23 protein-coding genes are annotated in these 22992 nt (G+C 50.3%); 15 read left to right on the top strand and 8 right to left on the bottom strand.

What is annotated here, in order from left to right; all coding sequences use genetic code 11:
• Nucleotides 1-87 precede the first annotated feature (87 nt).
• Nucleotides 88-1788, bottom strand: coding sequence for an exo-beta-1,3-glucanase (locus CWO84_RS00110; protein ID WP_033158499.1), 1701 nt, complete (start codon nt 1786-1788; stop codon nt 88-90).
• Nucleotides 1789-2043: 255 nt separating this feature from the next.
• Between CWO84_RS00110 and CWO84_RS00105 the strand changes: the two genes are divergently transcribed.
• Together CWO84_RS00105 and CWO84_RS00100 are read left to right on the top strand one after the other, a co-directional pair.
• Nucleotides 2044-3774, top strand: coding sequence for a multicopper oxidase domain-containing protein (locus CWO84_RS00105; protein WP_033158601.1), 1731 nt, complete (start codon nt 2044-2046; stop codon nt 3772-3774).
• A 450-nt stretch (nt 3775-4224) separates the two neighbouring features.
• The gene (locus CWO84_RS00100; RefSeq protein ID WP_101051457.1) at nt 4225-6861 is read left to right on the top strand and encodes a UPF0182 family protein; all 2637 of its coding nucleotides are present in this window, start codon (nt 4225-4227) and stop codon (nt 6859-6861) included.
• A gap of 34 nt (nt 6862-6895) precedes the next feature.
• Here the strand turns inward: CWO84_RS00100 and CWO84_RS00095 are convergent, their stop codons facing one another.
• Nucleotides 6896-7333: an Rsd/AlgQ family anti-sigma factor gene (locus CWO84_RS00095; RefSeq protein WP_033158497.1), complete on the bottom strand. Its 438-nt coding sequence runs from the start codon at nt 7331-7333 to the stop codon at nt 6896-6898.
• Nucleotides 7334-7441: 108 nt separating this feature from the next.
• On the opposite strand from CWO84_RS00095, the gene CWO84_RS00090 reads away from it, so the two are divergent.
• The gene (locus CWO84_RS00090; RefSeq protein ID WP_033158496.1) at nt 7442-8266 is read left to right on the top strand and encodes a hypothetical protein; all 825 of its coding nucleotides are present in this window, start codon (nt 7442-7444) and stop codon (nt 8264-8266) included.
• Between the two features lie 75 nt (nt 8267-8341).
• Here the strand turns inward: CWO84_RS00090 and CWO84_RS00085 are convergent, their stop codons facing one another.
• The 4 genes from CWO84_RS00085 to CWO84_RS00070 all read right to left on the bottom strand — a co-directional run bounded on the left by CWO84_RS00085 (nt 8342) and on the right by CWO84_RS00070 (nt 10700).
• Nucleotides 8342-8728, bottom strand: a complete 387-nt coding sequence (locus tag CWO84_RS00085) for a hypothetical protein (protein ID WP_033158495.1) — start codon at nt 8726-8728, stop codon at nt 8342-8344.
• A 164-nt stretch (nt 8729-8892) separates the two neighbouring features.
• Nucleotides 8893-9726, bottom strand: a complete 834-nt coding sequence (locus CWO84_RS00080; protein ID WP_033158494.1) for an SDR family oxidoreductase — start codon at nt 9724-9726, stop codon at nt 8893-8895.
• Nucleotides 9723-10313: a DUF4124 domain-containing protein gene (locus CWO84_RS00075; protein WP_033158493.1), complete on the bottom strand. Its 591-nt coding sequence runs from the start codon at nt 10311-10313 to the stop codon at nt 9723-9725. The genes CWO84_RS00080 and CWO84_RS00075 overlap by 4 nt, the downstream gene beginning before the upstream one ends.
• 126 nt (nt 10314-10439) lie before the next feature.
• The gene (locus CWO84_RS00070) at nt 10440-10700 is read right to left on the bottom strand and encodes a hypothetical protein (RefSeq protein ID WP_033158492.1); all 261 of its coding nucleotides are present in this window, start codon (nt 10698-10700) and stop codon (nt 10440-10442) included.
• A 137-nt stretch (nt 10701-10837) separates the two neighbouring features.
• Here CWO84_RS00070 and CWO84_RS00065 point away from each other — a divergent pair, with 137 nt between their 5' ends.
• Nucleotides 10838-11671: a thymidylate synthase gene (locus CWO84_RS00065; RefSeq protein WP_033158491.1), complete on the top strand. Its 834-nt coding sequence runs from the start codon at nt 10838-10840 to the stop codon at nt 11669-11671.
• A gap of 78 nt (nt 11672-11749) precedes the next feature.
• Here CWO84_RS00065 and smbP read toward each other — a convergent pair whose 3' ends face one another.
• Entirely contained in the window at nt 11750-12085 is a 336-nt protein-coding gene (smbP, locus tag CWO84_RS00060) for a small metal-binding protein SmbP (protein ID WP_101051456.1), read from the bottom strand.
• Between the two features lie 211 nt (nt 12086-12296).
• Between smbP and nth the strand changes: the two genes are divergently transcribed.
• The 5 genes from nth (at nt 12297) to CWO84_RS00035 (ending at nt 15845) form a co-directional block, all read left to right on the top strand.
• Complete coding sequence (gene nth / locus CWO84_RS00055) at nt 12297-12932, top strand: endonuclease III (protein WP_101051503.1); 636 nt, start codon at nt 12297-12299, stop codon at nt 12930-12932.
• A gap of 107 nt (nt 12933-13039) precedes the next feature.
• Entirely contained in the window at nt 13040-13621 is a 582-nt protein-coding gene (locus CWO84_RS00050) for a hypothetical protein (RefSeq protein WP_033158488.1), read from the top strand.
• A 29-nt stretch (nt 13622-13650) separates the two neighbouring features.
• Nucleotides 13651-14232, top strand: a complete 582-nt coding sequence (locus CWO84_RS00045; protein ID WP_101051455.1) for a DedA family protein — start codon at nt 13651-13653, stop codon at nt 14230-14232.
• A 3-nt stretch (nt 14233-14235) separates the two neighbouring features.
• On the top strand, nt 14236-15087 hold the full coding sequence (locus CWO84_RS00040; RefSeq protein WP_101051454.1) for a DUF692 domain-containing protein: 852 nt from the start codon (nt 14236-14238) through the stop codon (nt 15085-15087).
• Entirely contained in the window at nt 15087-15845 is a 759-nt protein-coding gene (locus CWO84_RS00035) for a putative DNA-binding domain-containing protein (protein WP_101051453.1), read from the top strand. The genes CWO84_RS00040 and CWO84_RS00035 overlap by 1 nt, the downstream gene beginning before the upstream one ends.
• Here CWO84_RS00035 and CWO84_RS00030 read toward each other — a convergent pair.
• Nucleotides 15823-16158 carry an ASCH domain-containing protein gene (locus tag CWO84_RS00030; protein ID WP_033158484.1) on the bottom strand — a complete coding sequence of 112 codons (336 nt, stop codon included), beginning with the start codon at nt 16156-16158 and terminating at the stop codon, nt 15823-15825. The two genes, CWO84_RS00035 and CWO84_RS00030, sit on opposite strands and share 23 nt — an antisense overlap.
• Nucleotides 16159-16422: 264 nt before the next feature.
• Here CWO84_RS00030 and CWO84_RS25110 point away from each other — a divergent pair, with 264 nt between their 5' ends.
• The 6 genes from CWO84_RS25110 to CWO84_RS00005 form a co-directional block, all read left to right on the top strand.
• On the top strand, nt 16423-17505 hold the full coding sequence (locus tag CWO84_RS25110; RefSeq protein WP_276308135.1) for a methyl-accepting chemotaxis protein: 1083 nt from the start codon (nt 16423-16425) through the stop codon (nt 17503-17505).
• Between the two features lie 12 nt (nt 17506-17517).
• Nucleotides 17518-17886: a response regulator gene (locus CWO84_RS00020; RefSeq protein WP_020484376.1), complete on the top strand. Its 369-nt coding sequence runs from the start codon at nt 17518-17520 to the stop codon at nt 17884-17886.
• Between the two features lie 80 nt (nt 17887-17966).
• Nucleotides 17967-18254 carry an STAS domain-containing protein gene (locus CWO84_RS00015; RefSeq protein WP_033158482.1) on the top strand — a complete coding sequence of 96 codons (288 nt, stop codon included), beginning with the start codon at nt 17967-17969 and terminating at the stop codon, nt 18252-18254.
• Nucleotides 18255-18266: 12 nt separating this feature from the next.
• Nucleotides 18267-18953: an Hpt domain-containing protein gene (locus tag CWO84_RS25210; RefSeq protein WP_346426954.1), complete on the top strand. Its 687-nt coding sequence runs from the start codon at nt 18267-18269 to the stop codon at nt 18951-18953.
• 15 nt (nt 18954-18968) lie between these two features.
• Complete coding sequence (locus CWO84_RS00010) at nt 18969-20441, top strand: chemotaxis protein CheW (protein ID WP_346426953.1); 1473 nt, start codon at nt 18969-18971, stop codon at nt 20439-20441.
• A gap of 43 nt (nt 20442-20484) precedes the next feature.
• The coding region (locus CWO84_RS00005; protein WP_117433610.1) for a PAS domain S-box protein at nt 20485-22992 on the top strand (2508 nt) is incomplete at its 3' end.

Raw genomic sequence — 22992 nt, 5'->3', positions numbered from 1 at the left:
GACGCGCGGCAAACTGTCACTCAATATAACAACGACTTTTCGGGTTGAAAAACAGGTATTACGGCGTCATACCCGTTAACGTAAAACTTAAGCGTCCTGTTTACTGCGATGCTTAGTCCAGAACGGCAAGGACAGCATAAGCAAACAAGCCAGCCAGCCAAGCAATTGTTGGTTGTACAAGGTGTAGCTCAGCGCAAAGGGTAGGCCTTCTGAAAAGCCAGGGTGAGCTTGAATGAAATCCCGGCCATCCATAAAGGCTTTGGCTTCCCCGAATATCAGCGCGATAGCGCCAAAACTCAGTAAATAAGCCAAGAATCGATCACGGCGGCTTTGCAAGTTCCCACCAATTAGACTGTCAAACGCCAAAACTCGGCCATTGAATTTACGCTCCTTTAGCCATAGGCAAGCAATCAAACCGAACACCCCAAAAGCCGGAATGGCAAACTGCTCGATCGGAAAGCTCAAATAGCGCCCATTCATGGCTAGTCCGTAGGTTTTATAAAGCGCCAGCAATATAAAGATTAGATAACCGGCTCTCAAGCTATTGGCCAACTTAATGCTGCCTGGTTTATCGATCAAAATATCGCTACCACGTTCAAGCAGCAGCGCGCCGAGAATCGTATTCGCGATCACCAGGGCTACGGTATAAAGCCTTTGCCAAGTGCTGTAACTGGTGTACCAGAGAAAATCGGCCAATGTCACCAGGCAAACGCTGAAGACTTGCGCCAGGGTGAAAAACGCCAACATGCGGATCAGCGAGGCTTGCTCCAGCTTTTTGGAATACCTCGCGATTGCCAACAGCCAGATCAGCGTGGCGACGGCAAAGCGGATCGGCCAATTGGGTGCTTCGTTGACCGGGCCGGTCAACGGAAATACCGGTTCGCGGTCCGCAGAAAACAAGCCCCAGTTGGCCCCCACCACGCCTTCCAGTTCACTTTTCCAAGGTTGGTTAAAGGCTTCGACGATGTTGTAATCAAAGCCGTGGCGATTGGCGACCTGGATCATGCCGCGAATGAATTTGGCTTCGTTGACGACGCCGGGAATGGCCATGCCGCGCTGTCTGCCGGCGCTGGGCCAACCGGACTCTCCTATCAATATAGGTTTGCCGGGCGCGATGCCACGGGCTTCGTCTTCCACCTGTTTGACAATTTTTTCCAGATGCTGCGAGGCATTCTCCACCGAAATGGGTTCATCTTCCCAATACGGCAGGATGTGAATGGTGATGAAGTCCACTTCGTTGATCAGTTTGGGGTACTTCATATACATCGACCACACGTCGGCATAAGACACGGGTTGCTTGACCGCTTTCTTCACCTCGCGGATGTAGCCGATTAGCCTGTCGACATCCATATCGCCGCGCAATAGCACTTCGTTGCCGACGATCACTCGTTTCACCACGTCGGGGTTTTCATTGGCCGATTTGATCAACGCATTAACTTCATTACTGTTGTCTTTGTAACCGTAACCCAGCCAGGCGCCCTGGATCATCTTCAATCCGTGTTTGCGAGCTAACGCCGGAGTGGGTTGCTGGCCGCCAAGGCTGGAGTAAGTGCGGATGCATTCCGTTTTGTCTGCCAGCAGACGCAAGTCTTCATCGATATGTTCCGGCAACGGGAATTTTTCTTCCAGCGGACTAAAGCCCTCCCGAAACGGCGCAAAGGACAGGCTCATCAACTTGCCGGAGGGCACGTCCGTGCCAGCGTCTTGTGGCTGATTGTTCAACCAGGCGAAACTGCCGTGAACTAAAAAAATGAAAATCAAACAAAGCAATACTCTGATGCTGGGCATAATCTGACTGAGTGGTCTGTTGCAAAAATGAGGCTGATTGACTGGCAATAATCGCTCGTCATGGAATTATAAGGCATTAGCCGCCTTCCAGAATTACATCGTTTGGCAGCTAAGTAATAACGGTCAGGATTGTCGCGAGTTCATTAAATATTTACTGTACTTTACCCATGGGTTCTGGTTACAGTATCTGGCTTTTCTGATATTCGGAAACCTTATTAAGGCTTCCGTCAATTCGTCTGTTTTATGAGGTTTTGTATGCATAAAAAGGTTATCCCCATTCTGTGTGGCGCCATGCTGCTTCCGGCGTCGCAATGGGCTGTGGCGGCGGTAGACAAACTACCGGCGACCAATAGCGTCAAGATGGGTGCGGCAGAGGAAGTTTGTTCCGAATTTACCGATGCCAAGTGGCGTGATGCGCAAGTGATCGACGGAGTCGAAATACAAGAATCACGGATGTGTAACCCCGATAATCCTGCTGAAATCGCTGCTTTTGTTAAAGGCACCAATAATATTTCAATGTCTACCTTAATGGAGACACAACTCGCTGCCGATGCCATTACGCTCGGCGAAGATATGGACGGCGACGGCGACCCCGACCACTATATTATCAAGCTGGAAATTGCCGAATTGAACGGCCATTCTCCGGACATGAAAGACCCCACCACCACCTTTGACATTGCCCCCGGCATTCAACCGACTTTCTGGGTATACGCACCGAAAACTCGGGATATGTCTACCTTGAGCTTGTACGAGCCGGTGGCCAATCCTTTATTGCGCGCGCCATCGCCAACTATCCGGGTCGAACAAGGCGATATTGTGTGGTTGGTGCTGGAAAACAGCCATTACTTTCCACACTCAATCCACTTGCATGGAGTGGATCATCCTTACATGGATCATAGCGGCGAAGGCAACGATGGTGTCGGTCAAACCGGCCAGATGGATGTGTTGCCCGGCCAGAGCAAAACCTATGTGATCAAACCGCGCCAACCCGGCACCATGTATTACCACTGCCACGTACAGCCACACACTCATATTCCGATGGGTTTGCAAGGTATGTTTGTGGTCGAGGAAAATCGCCCCAACAACTGGGTACAGGTTTTCAACGTCGGCAACGGACAGGTTCGCCATCCATCGGTGGCGGTCAAAGAAAAATATGCGGCCGAGTACGATCTGCACTATCAATCGGTAGATAAGGAATTGCATGAAATGGTGCGATCCGCCAATGATCCGCGGATCGTTGCCAGGCGCATGAACCAGGAATACGACATTACCGACGCTAGTCCCGATTATTTCATGCTGAATGGTCGTTCATTCCCTTACACATTGCGGGAATCACTGATCCTGATGGAAGAAAATAAAAAGGTGAAGCTGCGGATATTGAACGGTCACGAGGAAGCCTTTGCGATGCATATTCATGGCCACAAGCCTATGGTGACGCATTACGATGGTGTCGATAACGGCCCGAACTCCTATATCAAACGCGACGTACATGGCATGGTACCCGCCCAGCGTATCGATCTGGAATTAAGCGGTGTTGACGATGGCTTGAACAGTTTTGGTCAAGGCGTCTGGATGTTTCACGACCACGTCGAAAAATCCTTCACTACTAACGGTATCGGCGAGGGTGGTGACATCAGCTTAGTGGTTTACAAAGGTTTTTCCGACGAGAAAGGCATCCCCAAAGTCCATGGCATGAGCCTGGCGCCTTACTTCACCAGAGAATTCTGGCAAGGTAAATACCCGGCCTGGCAAGATTACGATGCCTGGAAGAGCTTAGGTTTGCCGGATATCAGTAATAAAAAGCAAGTAGCTTTTGTGCCGCCACCGCCTCCCCCGCTGAATACGGGCGACGCCGCTGCGAAAGCGGAAGCAGCCGGAAATCAGCCGTCTTTTATTGGGCAATTGCTGTATGGCTTGATACTAGGCGGCTTGAGTTATGTCGGCTTTGCCAATCGCCAGCGGATCATGGCGATGTTCAAAAAGTAAGCGCTAACTGCTCTGCATCAGACCAACGCCGCTGTCGTGCTAAAGCCTCGACAGCGGCGTTTTGCTATAGGCTCGCGTGAAACTGCCGCATCGTGTCTTGAGTTATGACGGTGATGCAAAGCAATCTTATATTGTTATGACCAAAGCGAATTGCGCACAATCCTGCGCCATCTAAAATCCGGCAAAATTTGCGACCTACTGTCGTTGATCTCAGTTGGCACGTCTCCCCTTCCTGTCATTTGACCGGGACCATCAGCTATTTAGTATCGGATTGATCTTGCCATTTTCCCCACGGCAAACAACTCGGCAACCCAGCCAACAACCGGACAATCACAATCCGGATTTGGGTGTTAGAATGCTCAGCCATTGATGTTAAGGGGACATTGCCGACCATAGTTTGGCGGCGTGTTCCGCAAGTAGGCGCTCGGATATCTAAGTAAAGAGGAAATTATGCGTAACTGGAAACTGTTGCCGGCGATCACTTTAGCGACCCTCGCAACTGCTATTGTGCTATATGTCGCGTTCTACTTCGTGTTTCTCGATTTTTTCGTGGATTTATGGTGGTTCCGTTCGCTGGAATTCGAAGCTTACTTTTGGTTGAAATTACTCTACCGATTTATTTTCTCCGGTGCGGTTACTGCGTTTTTCTTTGCTGTTTTTTTATTTCACTTCTGGATTGCCTCTCGCTACCTGGGCCTGAACCCGCCCGATGAAATATTGATGGACGATTCCAAGCGTCGGCGTTTTCAACGCTTTGCCGATGTGTTTATGAGTGGTTCGGCTCGTATCTATACTCCCATTTCACTGCTACTCGCCGTAGTTATTGCTGTGCCGTTCTATTTGCAATGGGAGCAGGCGCTGCTGTTTTTCTTCGGCAGCGCATCGGGCATCGTCGATCCGGTATATGGTAACGACGTCAGCTTCTACATGTTTTCCTATCCGATTTACATGCTGATTCAGAAGGAGTTGTTAACCACAGCGGTTATTGTGTTTTTGGCGACCGGCGTGCTGTATTGGATGGAGCATGAATTTGTCCCCAATCAAAGCAAGGAATTTCCACTGGGTGCGAAGATCCATTTGACGGTGCTGTTTGCATTTGTGGTGTTGTTTGTGGTCTGGGGTTTTTTACTGGAACGCTTCGCCTTGTTATATTCAGGGGGTAACGAACCGGTGTTTTTTGGCCCCGGTTTTGTCGAATTGCGTTACAAGTTGCCAATGATTTGGCTTGAGGTCTTGTTCTTTTTGGCCATTGCCATATCGGTAGTTTTTTACGCGCTGTCGGAGAGGCATCGCAGTAAAACGCCGATTATCGTTGCCTCATTGGGGTTTTTAGCCGTTTGGGGCCTGCAAGGCTCTCACACCCTACCTGAGTTGATTGAAAAATTTATCGTCAAACCTAATTTTACCCGCACCGAAGGTGATTCGATTCGGCATAACATTGATGCCACCATGGCGGCATTCGATTTAAACAATATTAAAACCGTCGATTTCCAGGTCAATCTGGACGCCACCAAAGATATAGAAGCTTGGTCAACCAAAAAACATTTCGAAAATATTCCGGTATGGGATCGCGAATTTCTGATTGACAGCTATATGCAGTTACAAGGCATTCGGCCTTATTATGGCTTTCCGACTGTCGATGAAGACCGTTATTTTATTAACGGACATCATCAACAGGTCAATCTGGCAGCCCGTGAAGTCAATATCGATAAATTACCCAAGGAGGCGCAAAACTGGGAAAACACCCATTTGCGCTATACCCATGGCTACGGCGCGGTCATCTCGCCGGCCGCTCAGGATGCCGGCATTCCTATCGTTTGGTACTTGCGCGATTTGAACATGACTTCGGATGTTGGGTTTTCCGTGAAGTACCCCGACATTTATTACGGTCAGGAAAAATATCGCTACGCGATAGTACCGAACAACTTGGCTGTGACCGACATTTCCGGCTCTGCGCCAGGCGAATCGCTGGATTATCAGGGTATCTCCGGCATACCGATCCCGTCGCTGTTCAGAAAAATGTTGTTCGCGTTTTACCTGAAAGACGAAAAAATATTCTTCTCGCCAAACATATCCGCGCAAAGCAAGTTATTGTTGCGTCGTAATATCGACGAGCGAATCACCGCGCTGACACCGTTTTTACACCTGGATAAAGATCCGTATTTGGTTGTTGACAAGGATCGCTTCTATTGGATACAGGACGCCTATACCTTATCCAATTATTACCCTGTCTCCAAACCGGCAGCTGACGATTATCTGGACGGCCAGCACAAGTTCAATTACATCCGTAATTCGGTCAAAATTGTGGTCGATGCCTATGACGGCAGCGTCGATTACTATATTTCCGACCCAAAAGATCCGATCATCAACGCTTACAACCGCGCGTATCCCGGCGTTTTCAAAAATTTGCGGGAAATGCCCGACGAGCTAATGCAGCATCTGCGTTATCCGCGCGACTTGTACTATATGCAAATGAAAATTTACGCTAAATATCATCAAAACAGCCCGGAGTTGTTTTATGAGCAGGCGGAAACCTGGCAGTTCGCTTCCGTGGATGGCCAGCCGGTATTACCGTATTTCATTACGATGGACTTTGATCGTTGTAACGATTTGGAGGAGTTTGTGATGATTAATCCGATGACCCCGATCCATAGGGACAATTTAAGCATGGTGGGAATTGCCGGCACAGTTGACGAAAAAAGCTGCGACCACAGTTACAAGCCGGGTATCACTATTTTCAAATTCCCGAAGGCTGTACAGGTTAACGGACCGTCGCAGGTCAATGCGCTGATCGATCAAAACCCGGAAATTGCCTCGCAGTTTACCCTATGGAATCAACAAGGCTCGGAAGTTAAAAAAGGCCGGATGGTGATATTGACCATGGGTAATTCGATTTTATATGTACAGCCTATTTATATGCTGGCGACCAAAACCAAGATGCCTGAACTGGCACGAGTAATTGTTTCGATAGGCAATCAGGTGGTGATGGACAAAACCCTGCAGGCGGCCTTCAGTCGTTTGAAGGATTTGTTTATTAAAGGCGCAGCTGGGCCTGTTTCAGGCGTTTCGGCAGCTGAAAGCAAATAGGCTATCGGAGCTTTTCAGGGGCAATATCTGCGCATCAATGCAGCAGCATGGAGCACAGCCGGTCTTCCAGCTCCATGCGTTCCGCCAGCCGTTCGCCAAGCATGGATAAATCCTGAGCCAAATTCGCGGTATTAAATTTACGCCTGCCATCGTCGTAAGTGTCGCTGAAAGTAACGGCCGACGCGGTAATGCTGGAGAATGCCGGATATATCTTTTCCGCGTGAGACAACGCTGAAGTTTGATGCTGCTTTTCGGCTATTAGATGTTCGTAGATGCTGAAGTGACCAAAGGATATGTAATCTATCAGCAGTTGCGAAAACTCAGACAACATTGGCCTGATTGCGTTCTCGCTGGAGAATGGCTTCATTTCGGCGAGTTGACAATACAAAGCCCAGACGGCAGAGCGCTCCTCCTGCAATGCTGTCACCAGGTGTAAGTTATTTGAACTGGTGTTGTTAGCTACGGAATTCATTTCAGTCACGGCACGTCTCCCTTTGAAAATTGACGAATCTTAAATTTATGTGAATTATCATGAATATTCAACAATTGATTAAAATATAAGGGAATTTTCTTAAAAACTGTGATTGACTTTGCACCATCAACTTTTATCTTTGTCGCTTTGCCCTGTGAAGCCAAACCGTTAATTCAGGCATGGCGACTAAAAAAACTACCACAAAAGCAGCCCTTTGCGATTTACAAAAACGCCGACATCGTTTTGGTGATTAGCGGTGTTGGCAAAATAGCGATGGCTGGCGCGGTGGCTTATACGCTGGCGCAATTTCCCGAGGCAACCCAACCTATCCTGCTCAATTTCGGCATCGCCGGACATCGCCACCAGGCGCTAGGCAGTTGCTTTTTGGCCGATAAAATCACCGACGCCGAAACCCAACGCCGTTTTTATCCGCAACTGGCTTTCGATGCCCTTTGCCCCACCACCCTGCCGCTAATTACCTTATCCAGCGCCGATGTCGAGTACAACGACGAGAATCTGCGCGATATGGAGGCTGCGGCGTTTTACGAAATAGCCGTTAAATTCAGTTCCAGCGAATTGATTCACTGTTTAAAAGTGGTTTCGGATAATGCCGAATCGGCACTGGAGAAAATCAATGAGGAGTTGGTGATGGCTTGGGTGCAGGCGCGTATTGCTGACGTCGAAGGTATGATCGCCGTGCTGACTACACTCAGAGGATCGCTGCCAACATCGGAAAGTGCGTTATACAAACAGCTGCTTGAACAGTTTCATTTCACGGCGACCAACGCCGCTAAACTGCACACACTGGTGAATCGTTGGCAAGCATTAAATCACTCGGCCACGCTCGATTTAGCTGGGACAAAGTTTGAAAATGCGAGGGCGTTATTAGCTTGGTTGGAAACCCAGCTAGAGAAGCATCAGTATTATTTGTAGCTATTGCCGGAGATGGCAATGAACGGGGAGGAATGAAAAAATACGGGGTGCCCCGAAAGACACCCCGGGACAGAATTAAAGCATTTTTTTCAAAGCTTCAACGCCTTCTTTGCCGGCAGCTAAATGTTGTTTGGCTTCTTGCAAGTTAGCGGCTTTAGCGGCAGTAATGGCTGCTTTCAAATGGCCTCTAGCTTTATCGGCATATCTGGCAACCTTGTCGTTTGCGTTCAGTTCTTTGATAAAACCAGCCGCTTTTTGGATCAAATCGACAACGGCAGCATCTTCAGCACCATTGTTGATTGCTGCCTCGGCAGCTGTAATACGCGCTACAACTTCATTGATTACATCGGTAGGTTTGTAAGCAGTTCTACCTGGATCAGATTCAGCAACGGCAGCTGTTGAAAAAGAACCCATGGCAGCAGCTAAAGAGAACGCGATAACAGCACTTTTTAAAATTTTCATGTATTGAACCTCACAGTTATTTTTATAAGAACATATAGCTGCTAACCCAACCGCTTTAACCACTACATGTTGGGCCGGGATAATAGCACAGTTCATTCTGTTTGCTAGCCTGTTTATAGCGGTTTTTATGGTTTTTTCGGTGACGAAAAAATGCCGCTGCGGCCTTATTCGACGCTGACTAGCAGCTTGTCCAGCCATGCGCTGGGCAGCAGCCGTTTCAACCAGGCAAACAAATGCGTGGGCACCGTCACCCGGTAGCGAATTTTCGGCCGATTCGACTCCAATGCATGCGCCACTTTTTCAGCGACTGCACTAGCCGGTAACGTGAAAGGTGCCGCCGGGCCGGGCTTTTGCAGCCGGGCTTCCATGGCTTTGTAGGTGTCTTTATGAAAACTATGCTCGGCATCGATATGTTTTTGATACAAAGCAAAGGCATTTTCCCGGAAACGGCTTGCTATCGGTCCCGGTTCGATCAACACGATATGAATGCCGGTGCCGCGCAATTCCAAGCGCAAGGTGTCCGCCAAGCCTTCCAACGCGAATTTGCTGGCGTTATAGGCGCCGCGAAACTTCATCGCCACGAACCCTAGTACCGAGCTGTTATAGATCACCCGGCCATGACCCTGTTTGCGCATCAGCGGTAATAGCAGGTTGGTTAATTCGTGGGTGCCGAACAGATTGGTTTCGAATTGGTGACGCAGCACATCCCTGCTCAAATCTTCCACGGCGCCGGGCTGGCCGAAGGCACCGTTGTTGAACAGTGCATCGATCTTGCCGTCGGTCAGCGCGATTAATTCGTTTACCGCGCGTTGAATGCTCGGCGAATCCGCCAAATCAAGTTGCAGACATTCGAAGCCGTCACCACGCAAACGCTCTACATCCTCAGGCTTACGCGCGGAGCAAATCACCCGATGGCCGCGCTGTTTCAAAAACAGAGCGGTGTGATAACCGATGCCGGAAGAGCAGCCGGTGATAAACAGCGTTTTGCCGACCATCATGGTTGAACGAGATCAGCCTCGTTGAACAAAAAGGTTTTGCCGCTGCTGCAATTTATCAGAAAATTTAGCTGGTCCGGTTTGCTCTTCCCAGTGAGTTCATCGGTTTCGATGCGTTGACACTCGCCGCTGGCTAAAGCTTTTTGTGCGGCCAGCCTGCGGAATTTTTCGACATCCGGCAGGCGCGTTTCGAAGGGTTTGACTTGCGCGGGTAGTTTTTCCGGGTCGTAAGGTGGAATGGCGAATGCGGAAAATTGCATGGGGTTTTGCTTGATCAGAGTCTGTGTCATTTCACTCTGAACTCGGGCATCTTGTTTATTTTTTGCGATGGCGTCGAGTTTGGCCTGGTGCTCGGCTTGTTCCTGCGCAGACTGCTGCTTTTTCAATTCGGCTTCTGCGGCTTGCTGCCTTTCCAGCGCATTTAAATCAACACTGCTGCCGGTTTTGGTATTCATTTGCACCGCTTTGTGCTCCACCGTGCAGGGTGACGATTGATAATTCGTGTGGCCGCTGGCATCAGTGCATTTAAATACCCCTGCCCAACTATCCGCGGACAGACACAGGGCAAAAACGAAGAACAGATTTTTCATTGGATTCCTGTTGATTAATCGCCGAAACAAAACTATTACTCAGCTCGCGATCAGTGTAAATAAATTTTTTCTATTGCCCAGTGCCAGCCTGGCATCGCGCAAAAAATCGGTGGTTTTTGCCGGCTATTAATTTCCGGAAGTGAGCTCGACGGCGAAGTGTATCAGTCTTTTCAGCAATATCCAGCCGCTTAAAACGCAGATGCAGCCATGTTCGCCGCGAAAGCACTTGAGCGAAATACACGCTGCTTTTTCTCGGAATCCTTGGGCGATAAAGCCACCCCTTATCTCAAACTGAACACGCAGATGGCTAAAGGCATACAGCGCCGGGAGCTTATCCGGCATGTACAAAACCGTGTAGCTGGCTGGTAGCCGCGCAACTCTTCTCATGGTGATCGACCAGCCATTTTGCCGCACCTCTAAAGCTCTCGGCTGCCTCCATCACGACTCATGAAACACAGCCATGACAGTCGTATTCATCAAGCCGGCAAGTTATACTGCCCGCCAATTTTCGACCTAAGAGCGCTATGCAACCTTATCTGGATCTTCTCGCCGACATCATGAGTAACGGCATCGACAAAAGTGACCGCACCGGCACCGGTACTCGCTCAGTGTTCGGTCGGCAGATGCGTTACAACTTGGCGGACGGTTTTCCGTTGCTTACGACTAAGAAGTTACATTTCAAATCCATTGCGTATGAATTGTTGTGGTTTTTACGCGGCGATACCAATATCCAATATTTGAACGATCACGGCGTAACGATTTGGGATGAGTGGGCCACGCCAGACGGCGAGTTGGGGCCTGTCTATGGTGCGCAATGGCGTAACTGGCTGGGGCCGGATGGCGAGAGCTACGATCAGATGCAAATTTTGTTGGACGGTTTAAAAAATAAACCGGATTCGCGCCGACACATCGTCAGCGGCTGGAATGTGGCATTTTTGCCGGATGAAACCGTCGGTCCGCGCGAGAATGCCGCAGCCGGGCGAATGGCCCTGCCACCGTGCCATGTGTTGTATCAGTTCTATGTCGCTAACGGCAAATTGTCCTGCATGATGACGCAGCGCAGTGCCGATTGCTTTTTAGGGGTGCCTTACAATCAAGCTAGTGTGGCCTTGTTAACGCATATGCTGGCACAGCAATGCGACTTAGAAGTCGGTGAGTTAATCATGTCGTTCGGTGACGTGCATATCTATCGCAACCATTTTGAGCAAGTTGCATTGCAACTTAGCCGGCAACCCTTGACACCGCCGCGGCTGCAATTAAAACGCCGGCCGGAATCGTTATTCTCCTATGAATTTGCCGACTTTGAACTGCTGGATTATCAGGCACATCGACATATCGCCGGTGCGGTTTCAGTTTAGGGAAGTAGATAGAGACGCTGAATTTTGCGTCTCTACCTATTTGATCGCAAATGGATCTATTGATTAGCGGTTAAGAATCTACTTGTTGCCCGCCTTGATATGGTCAACGGCTTCTTCTGCCGCTTTGGTAGCGACATCGGCATGTCCCATTTTGCCGTGTTCAATTGCGCCTTCCAGGGATTTTACCCCGGCATCGAGATGCGTTTTAGATTCGCCCTTGGCGACTTCAGCACCTTTCTTGGCATGGGTTAAGGCCGCTTCGGCATGCTCCACCAAGACGGGGCTATGGCCGGCTTTGCCGTGGGTGACAGCCTGTTCGGCATGCTTCAAGGCTTCGGTAGCATGTTCTTCGGCGAATACACCGGCACTCGAGAGCAGTAATGCACTAATGGTAATGGCAGTAAATGTTTTCATAATTCCCCCGAATTGAATTGTTGTGGTTTTCCGCACCCATTCTGAGTGCTAGCTAGTGACTTGATGCGCGCGAGTTTGGTTCCAAACTAAATGCGACAATTTAGTTGACTCCTTACTTAGTTCCTTTAGTGAACAAGTAACGACGCCACCAATATTTGCCTTGCAAGCCGGGAGAATCCTGGAAAGCTTGGCTTTGAATCCTTTTTTGAGCATGAATAACGAAAAACGCCTACTGATATTCCAGCGCTTGGCCGAAGCCACTCCGAATCCGACCACCGAACTGAATTTCACTACACCGTTCGAATTATTGGTGGCGGTGGTGTTGTCAGCGCAAGCGACCGACAAGGGTGTCAACAAGGCGACTGCCAAATTGTTTCCGGTGGCGAATACACCGCAAGCGATCCTGGCTTTGGGTGAAGACGGTTTGAAGGAGCACATAAAAACCATCGGCTTATTCAACAGCAAGGCGGCAAATGTCATAAAACTTTGTCAGACTCTACTGGAACAGCATGGCGGAGAAGTGCCGCGTCAGCGGGAAGCACTAGAGGCGCTGGCCGGGGTGGGCCGCAAAACGGCGAATGTGATTTTAAACACCGCATTTGGGGAGTCGACCATCGCCGTAGATACGCATATTTTCCGGGTCGCCAATCGCATCGGCCTGGCGCCGGGCAAAAATGTCCTGGAAGTGGAGCGCGAATTGGAAAAAACCGTGCCCAAGCAATACAAGAAAGACGCGCACCATCTGCTGATTCTACACGGCCGATATATTTGTGTGGCCAGGAAGCCGCGTTGCGGCGCTTGCTGCATCGCCGATATCTGTGAATTTAAGGCAAAGAATTTAGACTGAATATGCAATAATCGGAGTAGAGTCATAAATATTTCGCGTCAGTCGTAAGCCCCGGCAGTTGCATGCTGGAGCAACATAATTAAAAAATCACACGAGAGGATAATCGCATGAAAAAATTTAATAAATCTCCGCTGGCCGCCGCGATGGGCGGTGCGCTTTTGTCCGGCATGGCTGTCAACGCGCAGGCCGATGCCAACCCATTCGCCGTTTCCGAGTTGTCTAGCGGCTATATGCAAGTTGCGACGTCGCATGCAGAGCATTCAAACGGCAAAATCAGTCAGGGCGCGTGTGGCTCTAATGCAATGGACGGCAATGGCATCAAAAAAAGTGAGACCAAAAAAGCTGAAGCGAAAAAAACCGAAGGCTCATGCGGCGAAGGCATGTGCGGCGGCATGATGAGCGGTGGCAAAATGAAAAAAGGCATGGAAAGCGCTTGCGGCGCGATGATGAAGGGTAAAGAAGGCGCTTGCGGCATGGGCATGATGACCGGCGGCGGCATGATGAGTATGGGCAGCATGGGCGGCATGGATCACGGCGCCGACAAGCCTAAGAAAGCCGAAGAAGGCAGTTGCGGTGCCATGATGGGTGGTGACAAAAAAGCCGGCGAACATAGCTGCGGCGCCATGATGAAAAACGAAGAAGGTAGTTGCGGGAGCAAAATGGATGCAGACAAAGCAGCCAGCCATTAATTTCGACTCATCGCCAATAGACCGACACTATGGATTTTAATGATTTACAGCAGCTGGTTATCGATTACGGCTATCTAGCCTTGTTTATCGGTACTTATCTGGAAGGTGAAACCATTCTGGTCATCGCAGGCTTTTTAGCGCACGGCGGCTATTTGCAATTGGAATGGGTGATGCTGACGGCGTTTTTGGGTACCTTTGCCGGCGACCAGACCTTTTTCTATCTGGGCCGTTGGAAAGGCATCGCCTTTCTGGAGAAACGTCCGCTTTGGCATAGCAAAACCGACAAGGTTTTCGATTTGCTGCACAAACATCAGATCCCGGTAATTTTGGGATTTCGCTTTCTCTACGGTGTACGTAACGTCACGCCGTTTGTGATCGGGGCCAGCAAGATTCATCCCTTGAAGTTTTTCTTGCTGAATTTTCTCGGCGCCGGGATTTGGGCAATAGCGGTCGGTTATCTGGGCTACACCTTCGGCCAATTTGCCGAGTCCATCATGGGTCAGGTCAAAAAATACGAAATGTATATCCTGGGCGTATTGGTGGCGATTGGTTTAGCCTTGTTCTGGCGCTCTACCCACAAACCGGAAACACCGGACGCACCGGAAGAGTAAGTCATGGATAGCGTTCGCAATCTCGTTCACGGTGCCGGCTTAGGCTTGCGGCGTTCATTTTTGAGCGAGATTGTCGAGTCGCCGCTGGCCCATGTCGGCTTTTACGAAGTGGCGCCGGAAAACTGGATGACCATCGGTGGCAAGTTCGGCAAACAGTTTCGCGCCATGACCGAGCGTTTTGATTTTGTCTGTCATGGCCTGTCGCTGTCGATAGGCAGCAGCGATCCTCTCGACGAGCAATTCGTGCACGATTTGAAAGTGTTCATGCGCGAGCACGGGATCAAATTCTACAGCGAACACCTTAGCTATTGCAGCCATGGCGGGCATTTATACGACTTGATGCCGATGCCATTCACCGAAGATGCTGTCAAGCATGTTGCCGCGCGTATTCGCAGGGTGCAGGACATTCTGGAACAGCGCATGGCCATCGAAAACATTTCTTATTACGCCTCGCCGGGACAGGAAATGGCAGAAATCGATTTTTTCAACGCGGTAGTTACCGAAGCTGACTGCGATGTGCTGATCGACATCAACAATATCTACGTGAATAGTGTCAATCACGGCTACGATGCCGAAACCTTTCTGCGAGCCATGCCTGCCAAACGCATCGCATACGCGCACATTGCTGGCCATTATATGGAAGCAGAGGATTTTCTGGTCGATACCCACGGCGCGCCGGTGATCGATCCGGTCTGGACTTTGTTGGGCAAGGCTTACGAGCTGTTCGGCGTGTTCCCTACCCTGCTGGAGCGGGATTTCAACATTCCCTCCTTGCTTGAATTAAGCCAGGAAGTCGATACCATCCAAGCCATTCAGCAGCACTATGCGGCTGGTCGGCAAAAACAGGTAGCCTAATGGCTGCCGATTTTCAGGCTACCCAAGACCAGTTTGCCGCGTATATTCGCGATCCGCAAAACAATCCGCCGCCGGCAGATGTCGAGCCGCGGCGTATGGCCATGTATCGGGATTTGTTTTTCAACAATATCGACAGCTTTATTGCCAGCAATTTTCCGGTATTGCGAGCCATCCTGAATGATGCGCAATGGCAGGAAATCACTCAGGATTTTTTTACCCGGCATCGCTGCGAAACACCCTATTTCTCGGAAATTGCCGAAGAGTTTTTAGCGTATTTACAAAACGAACGAAATAATCCGGACGATTATCCATTTCTGTTGGAATTGGCACATTACGAATGGGTGGAAATGGCTTTGTCGATTGCCAAGGACACACCAATATTGGGTGACAGCGATTTTCTGGATAAGTTGTTGCCGCGCAGCATCGCGTTATCGCCCTTGGCCTGGCCGTTGCTTTACCGTTATCCGGTACAGGCAATAGGCCCCGGCTTTTTGCCGCTAGAACCGCCGGAGCAAACCACTTGCTTGATCGTTTACCGCGACAATCTCGACTGCGTGCATTTTCTGAAAACCACCGGTTTGACCATACGCTTGCTGCAAATTTTGCAGGATGAAGGGCCGATGACCGGCGAGCAGTGCTTGCAAGCGGTTGCCACGGAATTCCCGCAACTGGATAGCCAAGCCTTAATGGCCGCCGGCCCGCCGATGCTGCGGGAGCTGGCCGAGAAAGGTATTCTTATTCCGGCTGTTGCCGCTTAAAGCTATGCACCCAGACTAGTCCGTCCTCGTTCCACTCCATGCCGCTGTGCATTTTCAATATTAAATCCTTATACATTGCCAAGTTCGGATAACCCTCCGCCCGGGCGTCCGCGTCGCTCATATCGCCTATTCTTTGGCGCTCCACGCTAGTTACTTCAAATACGACGTCTTCCAATACAAAGGTTTCGCCGGGGTAGGCATATAAACCGTCGCGGCGTTGCTGGGTTTTGTCGCCGGCCAGCGTTGCCGCCACTAATTTGGGGTGTCGGACCAAACGGTCGATGCTGCAAGATTTTTCGGGATATTCAGTCATGAAAGCGGATGTCCTTGTAGTACGGGATAAAACAGCTTGGCACTTTAAAAGCCTTAAACACGCATTGCAAGCGACTTCCGTTAGCAGTTTCGCAAATTAATCATAAGTTGTGGGACTAACCCTACAATTTGTCGGTAGCTTTCTAGATAAACCGAATTTTCCTGCCTATACTTTTTTCCACATTGAATTTCCAGGCCACTGAACCGAAATGATCGGCGGCAGAGGGCTGCGAAATCATAAAAAAACCAGGGAGATTACGCCAAAATGTCTATATTCCAATTTGCGGTAATGATTTGCGTTGCATTGATGTCGGCAGGAATAGCCGCTTGGGTGACCAAAAAACGCTGTGTTGCCGCTACGCAAAATACCTTGACTGACAAGGCCCCCGCCTTATCGGTAGCCGAAATAGAAAACTATATTTCCGGTCTGGATCGGTTTGCCGAGCAAGTCACGCCGGTATGGGCAGCACAAATCGATTCGACCCGGCAACAAATCGAGCAGGCGATTACGTTGTTGACTCAACGCTTTGCCGGGATTACCAATAATCTGGAAGCGGCTTTAAGATCCTCCCATTCCACTCTCGGTGGCAACGGCGAAGAAGTATTCGTAAACAGCAACACCAATTTGCAAAAAGTGGTGAGCTCCATGGATGCGGCATTGCAGGAAAATTTGGCGGTTTTGCAGAAAATTCGCTCCTTGGCGGGCTTTATTGATGAACTTAAGCAGATGGCCAAGGAAGTGGCGCGGATTGCCGAACAAACCAATCTGATTGCCTTAAACGCCGCTATCGAAGCGGCTCGGGCCGGCGAAGCAGGCCGCGGTTTTGCCGTGGTGGCGGACGAGGTTAGAAAGCTATCCAACTTGTCCGGTGAAACCGGTAAGCAGATCGGCTCCAAAGTCGAGCAAGTTAGCTCTGCTATTCAAACCGCCTTGCTAGCGGTGGAAAAAAGCGCGCAAAACGAGGCCGAAGCGGTCTCCGCTTGTAACGGCAATATTCAATCGGTAATGGATAACCTGCATGACGTGTTTACCAAATTGCAGGGCTATTCAAGCAACTTAAGCCATTCGGCGCAGGCCATAAAAGGTGAGATAGACGAATCCTTGGTGCATTTTCAATTTCAAGACCGGATCGGCCAAATTCTGGAACACGTCAAAGACAGCATTGCCGATTTCCCCAAACAGCTCAACCGCAGTCATGCCGGCGGTGTATTTGCGTTGCGGCCGATAGATGCGGACCACATTTTAAGCGGCTTGACCAGCACCTACACCATGGAATCCGAACACCACGCCCATGGTCATGGCAGTCGAGCCGTTGAACCTCAATCACAAGACATCACTTTTTTCTAGGATATTAAGCATATGGCAAAAACGATATTGGTAGTAGACGATGCGGCGTCGGTCCGTCAGGTAGTAGGTATTGCGCTGAAAGGCGCCGGTTATGAAGTAATAGAAGCGTGCGACGGCAAGGATGGGCTAAGTAAGCTCAACGGCCAGAAAATTCACCTCATCATATCCGATGTCAATATGCCGAATATGGACGGCATTACCTTCGTGAAGGAACTTAAACAGTTACCGGCCTATAAATTTACCCCGGTCATTATGCTGACCACCGAATCCCAGGAAGGCAAAAAGCAGGAGGGCCAAGCTGCGGGCGCCAAAGCCTGGGTGGTCAAACCGTTTCAGCCGGCGCAAATGTTAGCGGCCGTTTCCAAGTTAATTTTGCCTTGATCGAAGTATGAACAGCGGTCGTTCATCCCGTTTCCGCCGATTCATATAAGTACCTCTGTCTATGTCTAGCGAGATCGTCCATGCCCAGCCTAACCATTAAAGACGAATTAACCATCTACAACGCGGCAGATCAGAAATCCAATCTGCTGATGTTTCTAACGGCTGGGGATGATTTGGAGATCAATCTTGCCAATGTCACCGAAATCGATACTGCCGGCCTACAGTTGTTGATTCTAATTAAACGCGAAGCCGCGCATTTGGGTAAGAGCTTGCGTTTCGTGATGCACAGCAAAGCCGTGTTGGATGTGCTGGAACTAGCGAATCTGACGGGTACTTTTGGCGATCAGGTCGTGCTGACCCAAAACTAAGGAGTATGCGAAATGAGTTTTGATGATCAAATGCGGGATGCTCTGAAGACTTTTGTGATTGAAAGTCTGGAGTTATTGCAAGACATGGAAGACGGCTTACTCGGGCTGGAAGACGATCAGGAGCCATCCGAACGGATTAACGCCATTTTCCGAGCCGCACATACCATTAAGGGGTCGGCGGGATTGTTCGGTCTGGATCATATCGTTGCCTTCACCCACGTGGTGGAAAGCGTGCTTGATACCTTGCGCGACGGAAAGTTGAGCGTTTCGCCGGAACTGGTCGCCATTCTGCTACCTTGCTGCGACCATATGATTGAGCTGATTCAAGCAGTGGCCGACGGTGAAGTAAACGCCAACCCGGCGATGACCAATGCCGAACGACAATTACTGGATGGCTTGGAGTCTTTTTTGAAGCCTGAGCCCAAGCAGGCGATGACTACCGTGCAACAAGCTGGCGAACCGCTCGAAGCCAGCGGTGGCGGCGTAATCGACAGCGGCAATTGGCATTTGTTTATTCAATTCGGCGAAAACTGTCTACGCGACGGTATGGATCCCTTGTCTTTCATCCGCTATTTGGCAACGCTAGGCGAGATTATGTCGCTGACTACTTTCAGTCATGCAATGCCGGACGCCGAGAGCATGGACCCCGAGAGCAGTTATCTGGGTTTTGAAATTGTCCTAAAAAGCGACGCAGACTAAGCCGCTATCGAAAGCGTGTTCGATTTTGTTCGCGAAGGCAGTTACATCCACATTTTGCCGCTGGAAGACAAAATTCCCTACTACGTCGAACTGATCAATTCGCTGGGCGAAGACAATGCCCAACTCGGCGAGCTGTTGCTGAAAAGCGGGGTCATTACCCAACGTGAACTACAAGAAGGCCTCAACGCGCAGCAGGCGCAAGTCCCGCAACCGAATACCCGCCTTGGCGAAATCTTGGTCGATCAACAAGTGGTGCAACAGCCGCTGGTGAATGCGGCGTTGGAAAAACAGCAGCAGATTAAAGACAACAAAGCCCGAGAAAACCAAACCATACGGGTAGACGCCGAGCGCTTGGACAAACTCATCGATGTGATAGGCGAACTGGTTATTTCGGGTGCGGGTGTCAATCTGCGTGCCTTACAGACCAGCGATTCCGCGCTATTGGAAGCCACCAGCGAAATGATGCGCTTGGTCGAAGAAGTGCGCGACGGTGCATTGCAACTGCGAATGGTGGCGATAGGTGCCACATTCAGCCGCTTCCAGCGAGTGGTGCGCGATGTCGGCAAAGAACTGGGCAAAGATATTGCCTTGGTCATTACCGGCGGCGACACCGAAGTGGATAAATCGGTTGTCGAAAAAATCGGCGATCCGCTGATGCACTTAGTCCGCAACGCCATGGACCACGGTATCGAGTCTGCCGAAGTCCGCGCCGCGCGCGGCAAACCCAGTCGCGGCGAACTCAGATTAAACGCCTACCACGAGTCGGGCAGCATCGCCATAGAAGTTAGCGATGATGGCGGTGGTCTGGATCGTGATCGAATTTTGGCAAAAGCCATCGAAAAAGGTTTGGTGCAAGCCGACGCCAAACTAAGCGACCATGAAATTTATAGCTTGATTTTCGAACCCGGCTTTTCAACCGCCAGCCAAATTTCCAATCTGTCCGGGCGCGGTGTAGGCATGGATGTGGTCAAACGGAACGTGACCGATTTACGCGGCGACATCGAAGTTGAAAGCAGGCCGGGCCAAGGTTCTACCATCCGAATTCGTTTACCACTGACATTAGCCATCATTGATGGATTTTTGGTGGGTGTAGGTAAATCGTCATACGTGATTCCTCTTGACCGGGTTGTCGAGTGTCTGGAGTTGTCCGGCGATTTGAATGATAGAGATTACATGGATTTGCGCGGCGAAGTGTTGCCCTTTATCCGCTTGCGCGATCTTTTCAACATCAGCGGAGACCAACCGCGTAGACCTAATGTCGTCGTTGTGCATTCGGCGGGTGTCAAAACCGGGCTGGTCGTTGATCGCTTAATCGGCGAGTTTCAGACGGTTATCAAGCCGCTTGGCAAATTATTCGGCCATGTAGAGGGGCTGGGTGGATCCACGATCTTGGGCAGTGGCGAAGTGGCGTTAATTTTGGATGTACCCGTATTGGTTAGCGCCTTTGAGCACAAGCTTCAGGGCAATATGCACGTGGCACAGGCTTGAGCCAAATTGGAAAAAAGCCAATTACACACTAAGGAAAATAGTCATGAGAAATAATCAACCCGTTACTGACGTCGAATTACATTTTTCCGAAGAAGACATTCTCACCTCTACCACCGATTTGAGTGGCTATATCACCAGTGTCAGCCCGGCTTTCATCAAACTGAGTGGCTTCACGGAATCGGAACTGCTGGGGCAGCCGCACAACATTGTGCGCCACCCGGATATGCCGGAAGAGGCCTATGAATGGATGTGGCGAACCATTTCCGCCGGTTGCACTTGGCGCGGATTGGTAAAAAACCGTTCCAAAAATGGCGATTTCTATTGGGTGGAAGCCAATGTCGCGCCAATTTACAACGAAGGCCAGATGATTGGTTACCGATCTATCCGCTTCAAGCCAGCACGCAGCGAAGTTGATACGGCGGCCGCGCTATATGCCGATATCAAAGCCGGTCGCGTTAAAAACCCCTTTAAAGAGGGAAAGATTTCTAGCGTATTCAGCAAAATTAAGCTTTGGCAAAAGTTTGTTGCCTTAGTGGTTCTGGCTATTGCTATGTTCGCAGTGCCAACCTACTTTTTGATAAATGACAATATCGCAGACAAGGATTTCGCATTAAAGGAAAAACAAGGTGTCGATTACTCTACGGAGACCATCAAACTGATGCAACTGGTGGTAGAGCACCGTGGCTTGAACGCGATGGTAATCGCCGGCAACACACAGGAAGCGAGCCGCTGGGACGCGAAACGCAACGAAGTCAATCAGCAAATCGCCGGTATCTCCGCATTGGACGGACGGTTGGCAGAATTAAAGCTGACTTTGGCCTGGCAAGCGCTTAGGGAAAAATGGCAAGAGCTGGCGGCTTCGGCTAGCAAATTTGATGCACAAACCAATCTTGCAAAGCATGGCGAATTCATTAGTCAATTGCACGCTTTTAACCGCAAAGTGGCTGATGCATCGGGACTAGGATTGGATCCGGAAGCCGATACCTATTACGCCCAAGTGTTGGCAATCAGTTTATTTCCTGAGCTGTCCGAACAATTGGGTATGCTCAGAGGCGTGGGATCTCCGATTTTGCAGCGAAAAGCCGTGACTGTTGCAGAAGCCGCTTACCTGCGAGCATTAATCGCGAATGCTGAAGAAACCCTAGCGATGATCGACGAGAATATTCCCAAAATCGGCAGCATGAACCCCGCACTCCGCACGGATTTGCAAAAAGCCACCGCCTTAGCCAAGCAAGCACTGACCTTGACTGAAACGGAAATTTTACAACGCGGGCAACTTGAGCTTGCCGGCAGCGATTATTTCAACAGCTTGACTCAGGCTATCCAACAAAACTTCTCGTTAGCAGGCGGATTTAGCAAGTTGCTATATGCCGGTTTGGATGCCCGTTTGGCGCGATTAGGCGGCACTATCAATACTACGATGATAGTCGTGTCCTTGTTCTTGTTGGGTTTCCTGGCGATGAGTTGGTACATCGTCATGGGGGTGCTCCGCCCTGTCAATGCCATGATTCATGCCATGACCTTGTTCGGGCGCGGCCAAATGCCGCAAAACGATAGCCATAACTACGGCTTAGAATTCAATCAACTGAATGAGGGTGTCAAAGCCACAGTATTCTCGGTGCAATCCTTGATTGCCGATGCCGTCATGCTGTCCCACTCAGCCGTAGAAGGACAGCTGTCTACCCGTGCAGATGCGACTAAACATCAGGGTGATTATCGGAAAATCGTCGTAGGTGTTAACGACACGCTTGAAGCCGTGATCGGCCCTTTGAACGTCGCCGCCGAGTACGTCGATAACATCTCTAAAGGCGCCATCCCGGCGAAAATCACCGACACCTACAACGGCGATTTCAACAACATCAAGAACAACCTGAACAACTGTATCGACGCGATCAGCAGCATGGTGGCCGAAGCCGCTGCGTTGGAAAAAGCCGCCATCGAAGGCCGCTTAGCCACCCGTGCCGACGCCAGCCAATACCAAGGCGATTACCGCAAGATTGTCGAAGGCGTCAATAANGGCGACTTCCGCAAGATTGTCGAAGGCGTCAACAACACCCTGGATGCGGTGATCGGACCTTTGAACGTGGCGGCCGACTACGTGGACAACATCTCTAAAGGCGCGATCCCCACCAAAATCACCGACACCTACAATGGCGATTTCAACACCATCAAAAACAATCTGAACAACTGCATCGACGCGATCTCCAACATGGTGGCCGAAGCCGCTGCGCTGGAAAAAGCCGCCATCGAAGGCCGCTTAGCCACCCGTGCCGACGCCAGCCAATACCAAGGCGATTACCGCAAGATTGTCGAAGGCGTCAATAACACCCTGGATGCGGTGATCGGGCCCTTGAACGTCGCCGCCGAGTACGTGGACAACATCTCTCGCGGGGCGATTCCGGCGAAAATCACCGACCACTACAACGGCGATTTCAACACCATCAAAAACAACCTGAACAACTGTATCGACGCCATTAGTAGCATGGTGGCGGAAGCCGCTGCGCTGGAAAAAGCGGCCATCGAAGGCCGCTTAGCCACTCGCGCCGACGCC

Source organism: Methylomonas sp. Kb3, assembly GCF_002834115.1.
Taxonomy (GTDB): Bacteria; Pseudomonadota; Gammaproteobacteria; order Methylococcales; family Methylomonadaceae; genus Methylomonas; species Methylomonas defluvii.
Note: the sequence above shows the minus strand (reverse complement) of the source record. Positions and strands in the feature narration are given on the sequence as shown.

Coding starts and splice junctions, on each gene's coding strand:
- CWO84_RS00110 (WP_033158499.1), bottom strand. CDS start 1,788: ATGCCCAGCATCAGAGTATTGCTTTGTTTGATTTTCATTTTTTTAGTT.
- CWO84_RS00105 (WP_033158601.1), top strand. CDS start 2,044: ATGCATAAAAAGGTTATCCCCATTCTGTGTGGCGCCATGCTGCTTCCG.
- CWO84_RS00100 (WP_101051457.1), top strand. CDS start 4,225: ATGCGTAACTGGAAACTGTTGCCGGCGATCACTTTAGCGACCCTCGCA.
- CWO84_RS00095 (WP_033158497.1), bottom strand. CDS start 7,333: ATGAATTCCGTAGCTAACAACACCAGTTCAAATAACTTACACCTGGTG.
- CWO84_RS00085 (WP_033158495.1), bottom strand. CDS start 8,728: ATGAAAATTTTAAAAAGTGCTGTTATCGCGTTCTCTTTAGCTGCTGCC.
- CWO84_RS00080 (WP_033158494.1), bottom strand. CDS start 9,726: ATGATGGTCGGCAAAACGCTGTTTATCACCGGCTGCTCTTCCGGCATC.
- CWO84_RS00075 (WP_033158493.1), bottom strand. CDS start 10,313: ATGAAAAATCTGTTCTTCGTTTTTGCCCTGTGTCTGTCCGCGGATAGT.
- CWO84_RS00070 (WP_033158492.1), bottom strand. CDS start 10,700: ATGAGAAGAGTTGCGCGGCTACCAGCCAGCTACACGGTTTTGTACATG.
- CWO84_RS00065 (WP_033158491.1), top strand. CDS start 10,838: ATGCAACCTTATCTGGATCTTCTCGCCGACATCATGAGTAACGGCATC.
- smbP (WP_101051456.1), bottom strand. CDS start 12,085: ATGAAAACATTTACTGCCATTACCATTAGTGCATTACTGCTCTCGAGT.
- nth (WP_101051503.1), top strand. CDS start 12,297: ATGAATAACGAAAAACGCCTACTGATATTCCAGCGCTTGGCCGAAGCC.
- CWO84_RS00050 (WP_033158488.1), top strand. CDS start 13,040: ATGAAAAAATTTAATAAATCTCCGCTGGCCGCCGCGATGGGCGGTGCG.
- CWO84_RS00045 (WP_101051455.1), top strand. CDS start 13,651: ATGGATTTTAATGATTTACAGCAGCTGGTTATCGATTACGGCTATCTA.
- CWO84_RS00040 (WP_101051454.1), top strand. CDS start 14,236: ATGGATAGCGTTCGCAATCTCGTTCACGGTGCCGGCTTAGGCTTGCGG.
- CWO84_RS00035 (WP_101051453.1), top strand. CDS start 15,087: ATGGCTGCCGATTTTCAGGCTACCCAAGACCAGTTTGCCGCGTATATT.
- CWO84_RS00030 (WP_033158484.1), bottom strand. CDS start 16,158: ATGACTGAATATCCCGAAAAATCTTGCAGCATCGACCGTTTGGTCCGA.
- CWO84_RS25110 (WP_276308135.1), top strand. CDS start 16,423: ATGTCTATATTCCAATTTGCGGTAATGATTTGCGTTGCATTGATGTCG.
- CWO84_RS00020 (WP_020484376.1), top strand. CDS start 17,518: ATGGCAAAAACGATATTGGTAGTAGACGATGCGGCGTCGGTCCGTCAG.
- CWO84_RS00015 (WP_033158482.1), top strand. CDS start 17,967: ATGCCCAGCCTAACCATTAAAGACGAATTAACCATCTACAACGCGGCA.
- CWO84_RS25210 (WP_346426954.1), top strand. CDS start 18,267: ATGAGTTTTGATGATCAAATGCGGGATGCTCTGAAGACTTTTGTGATT.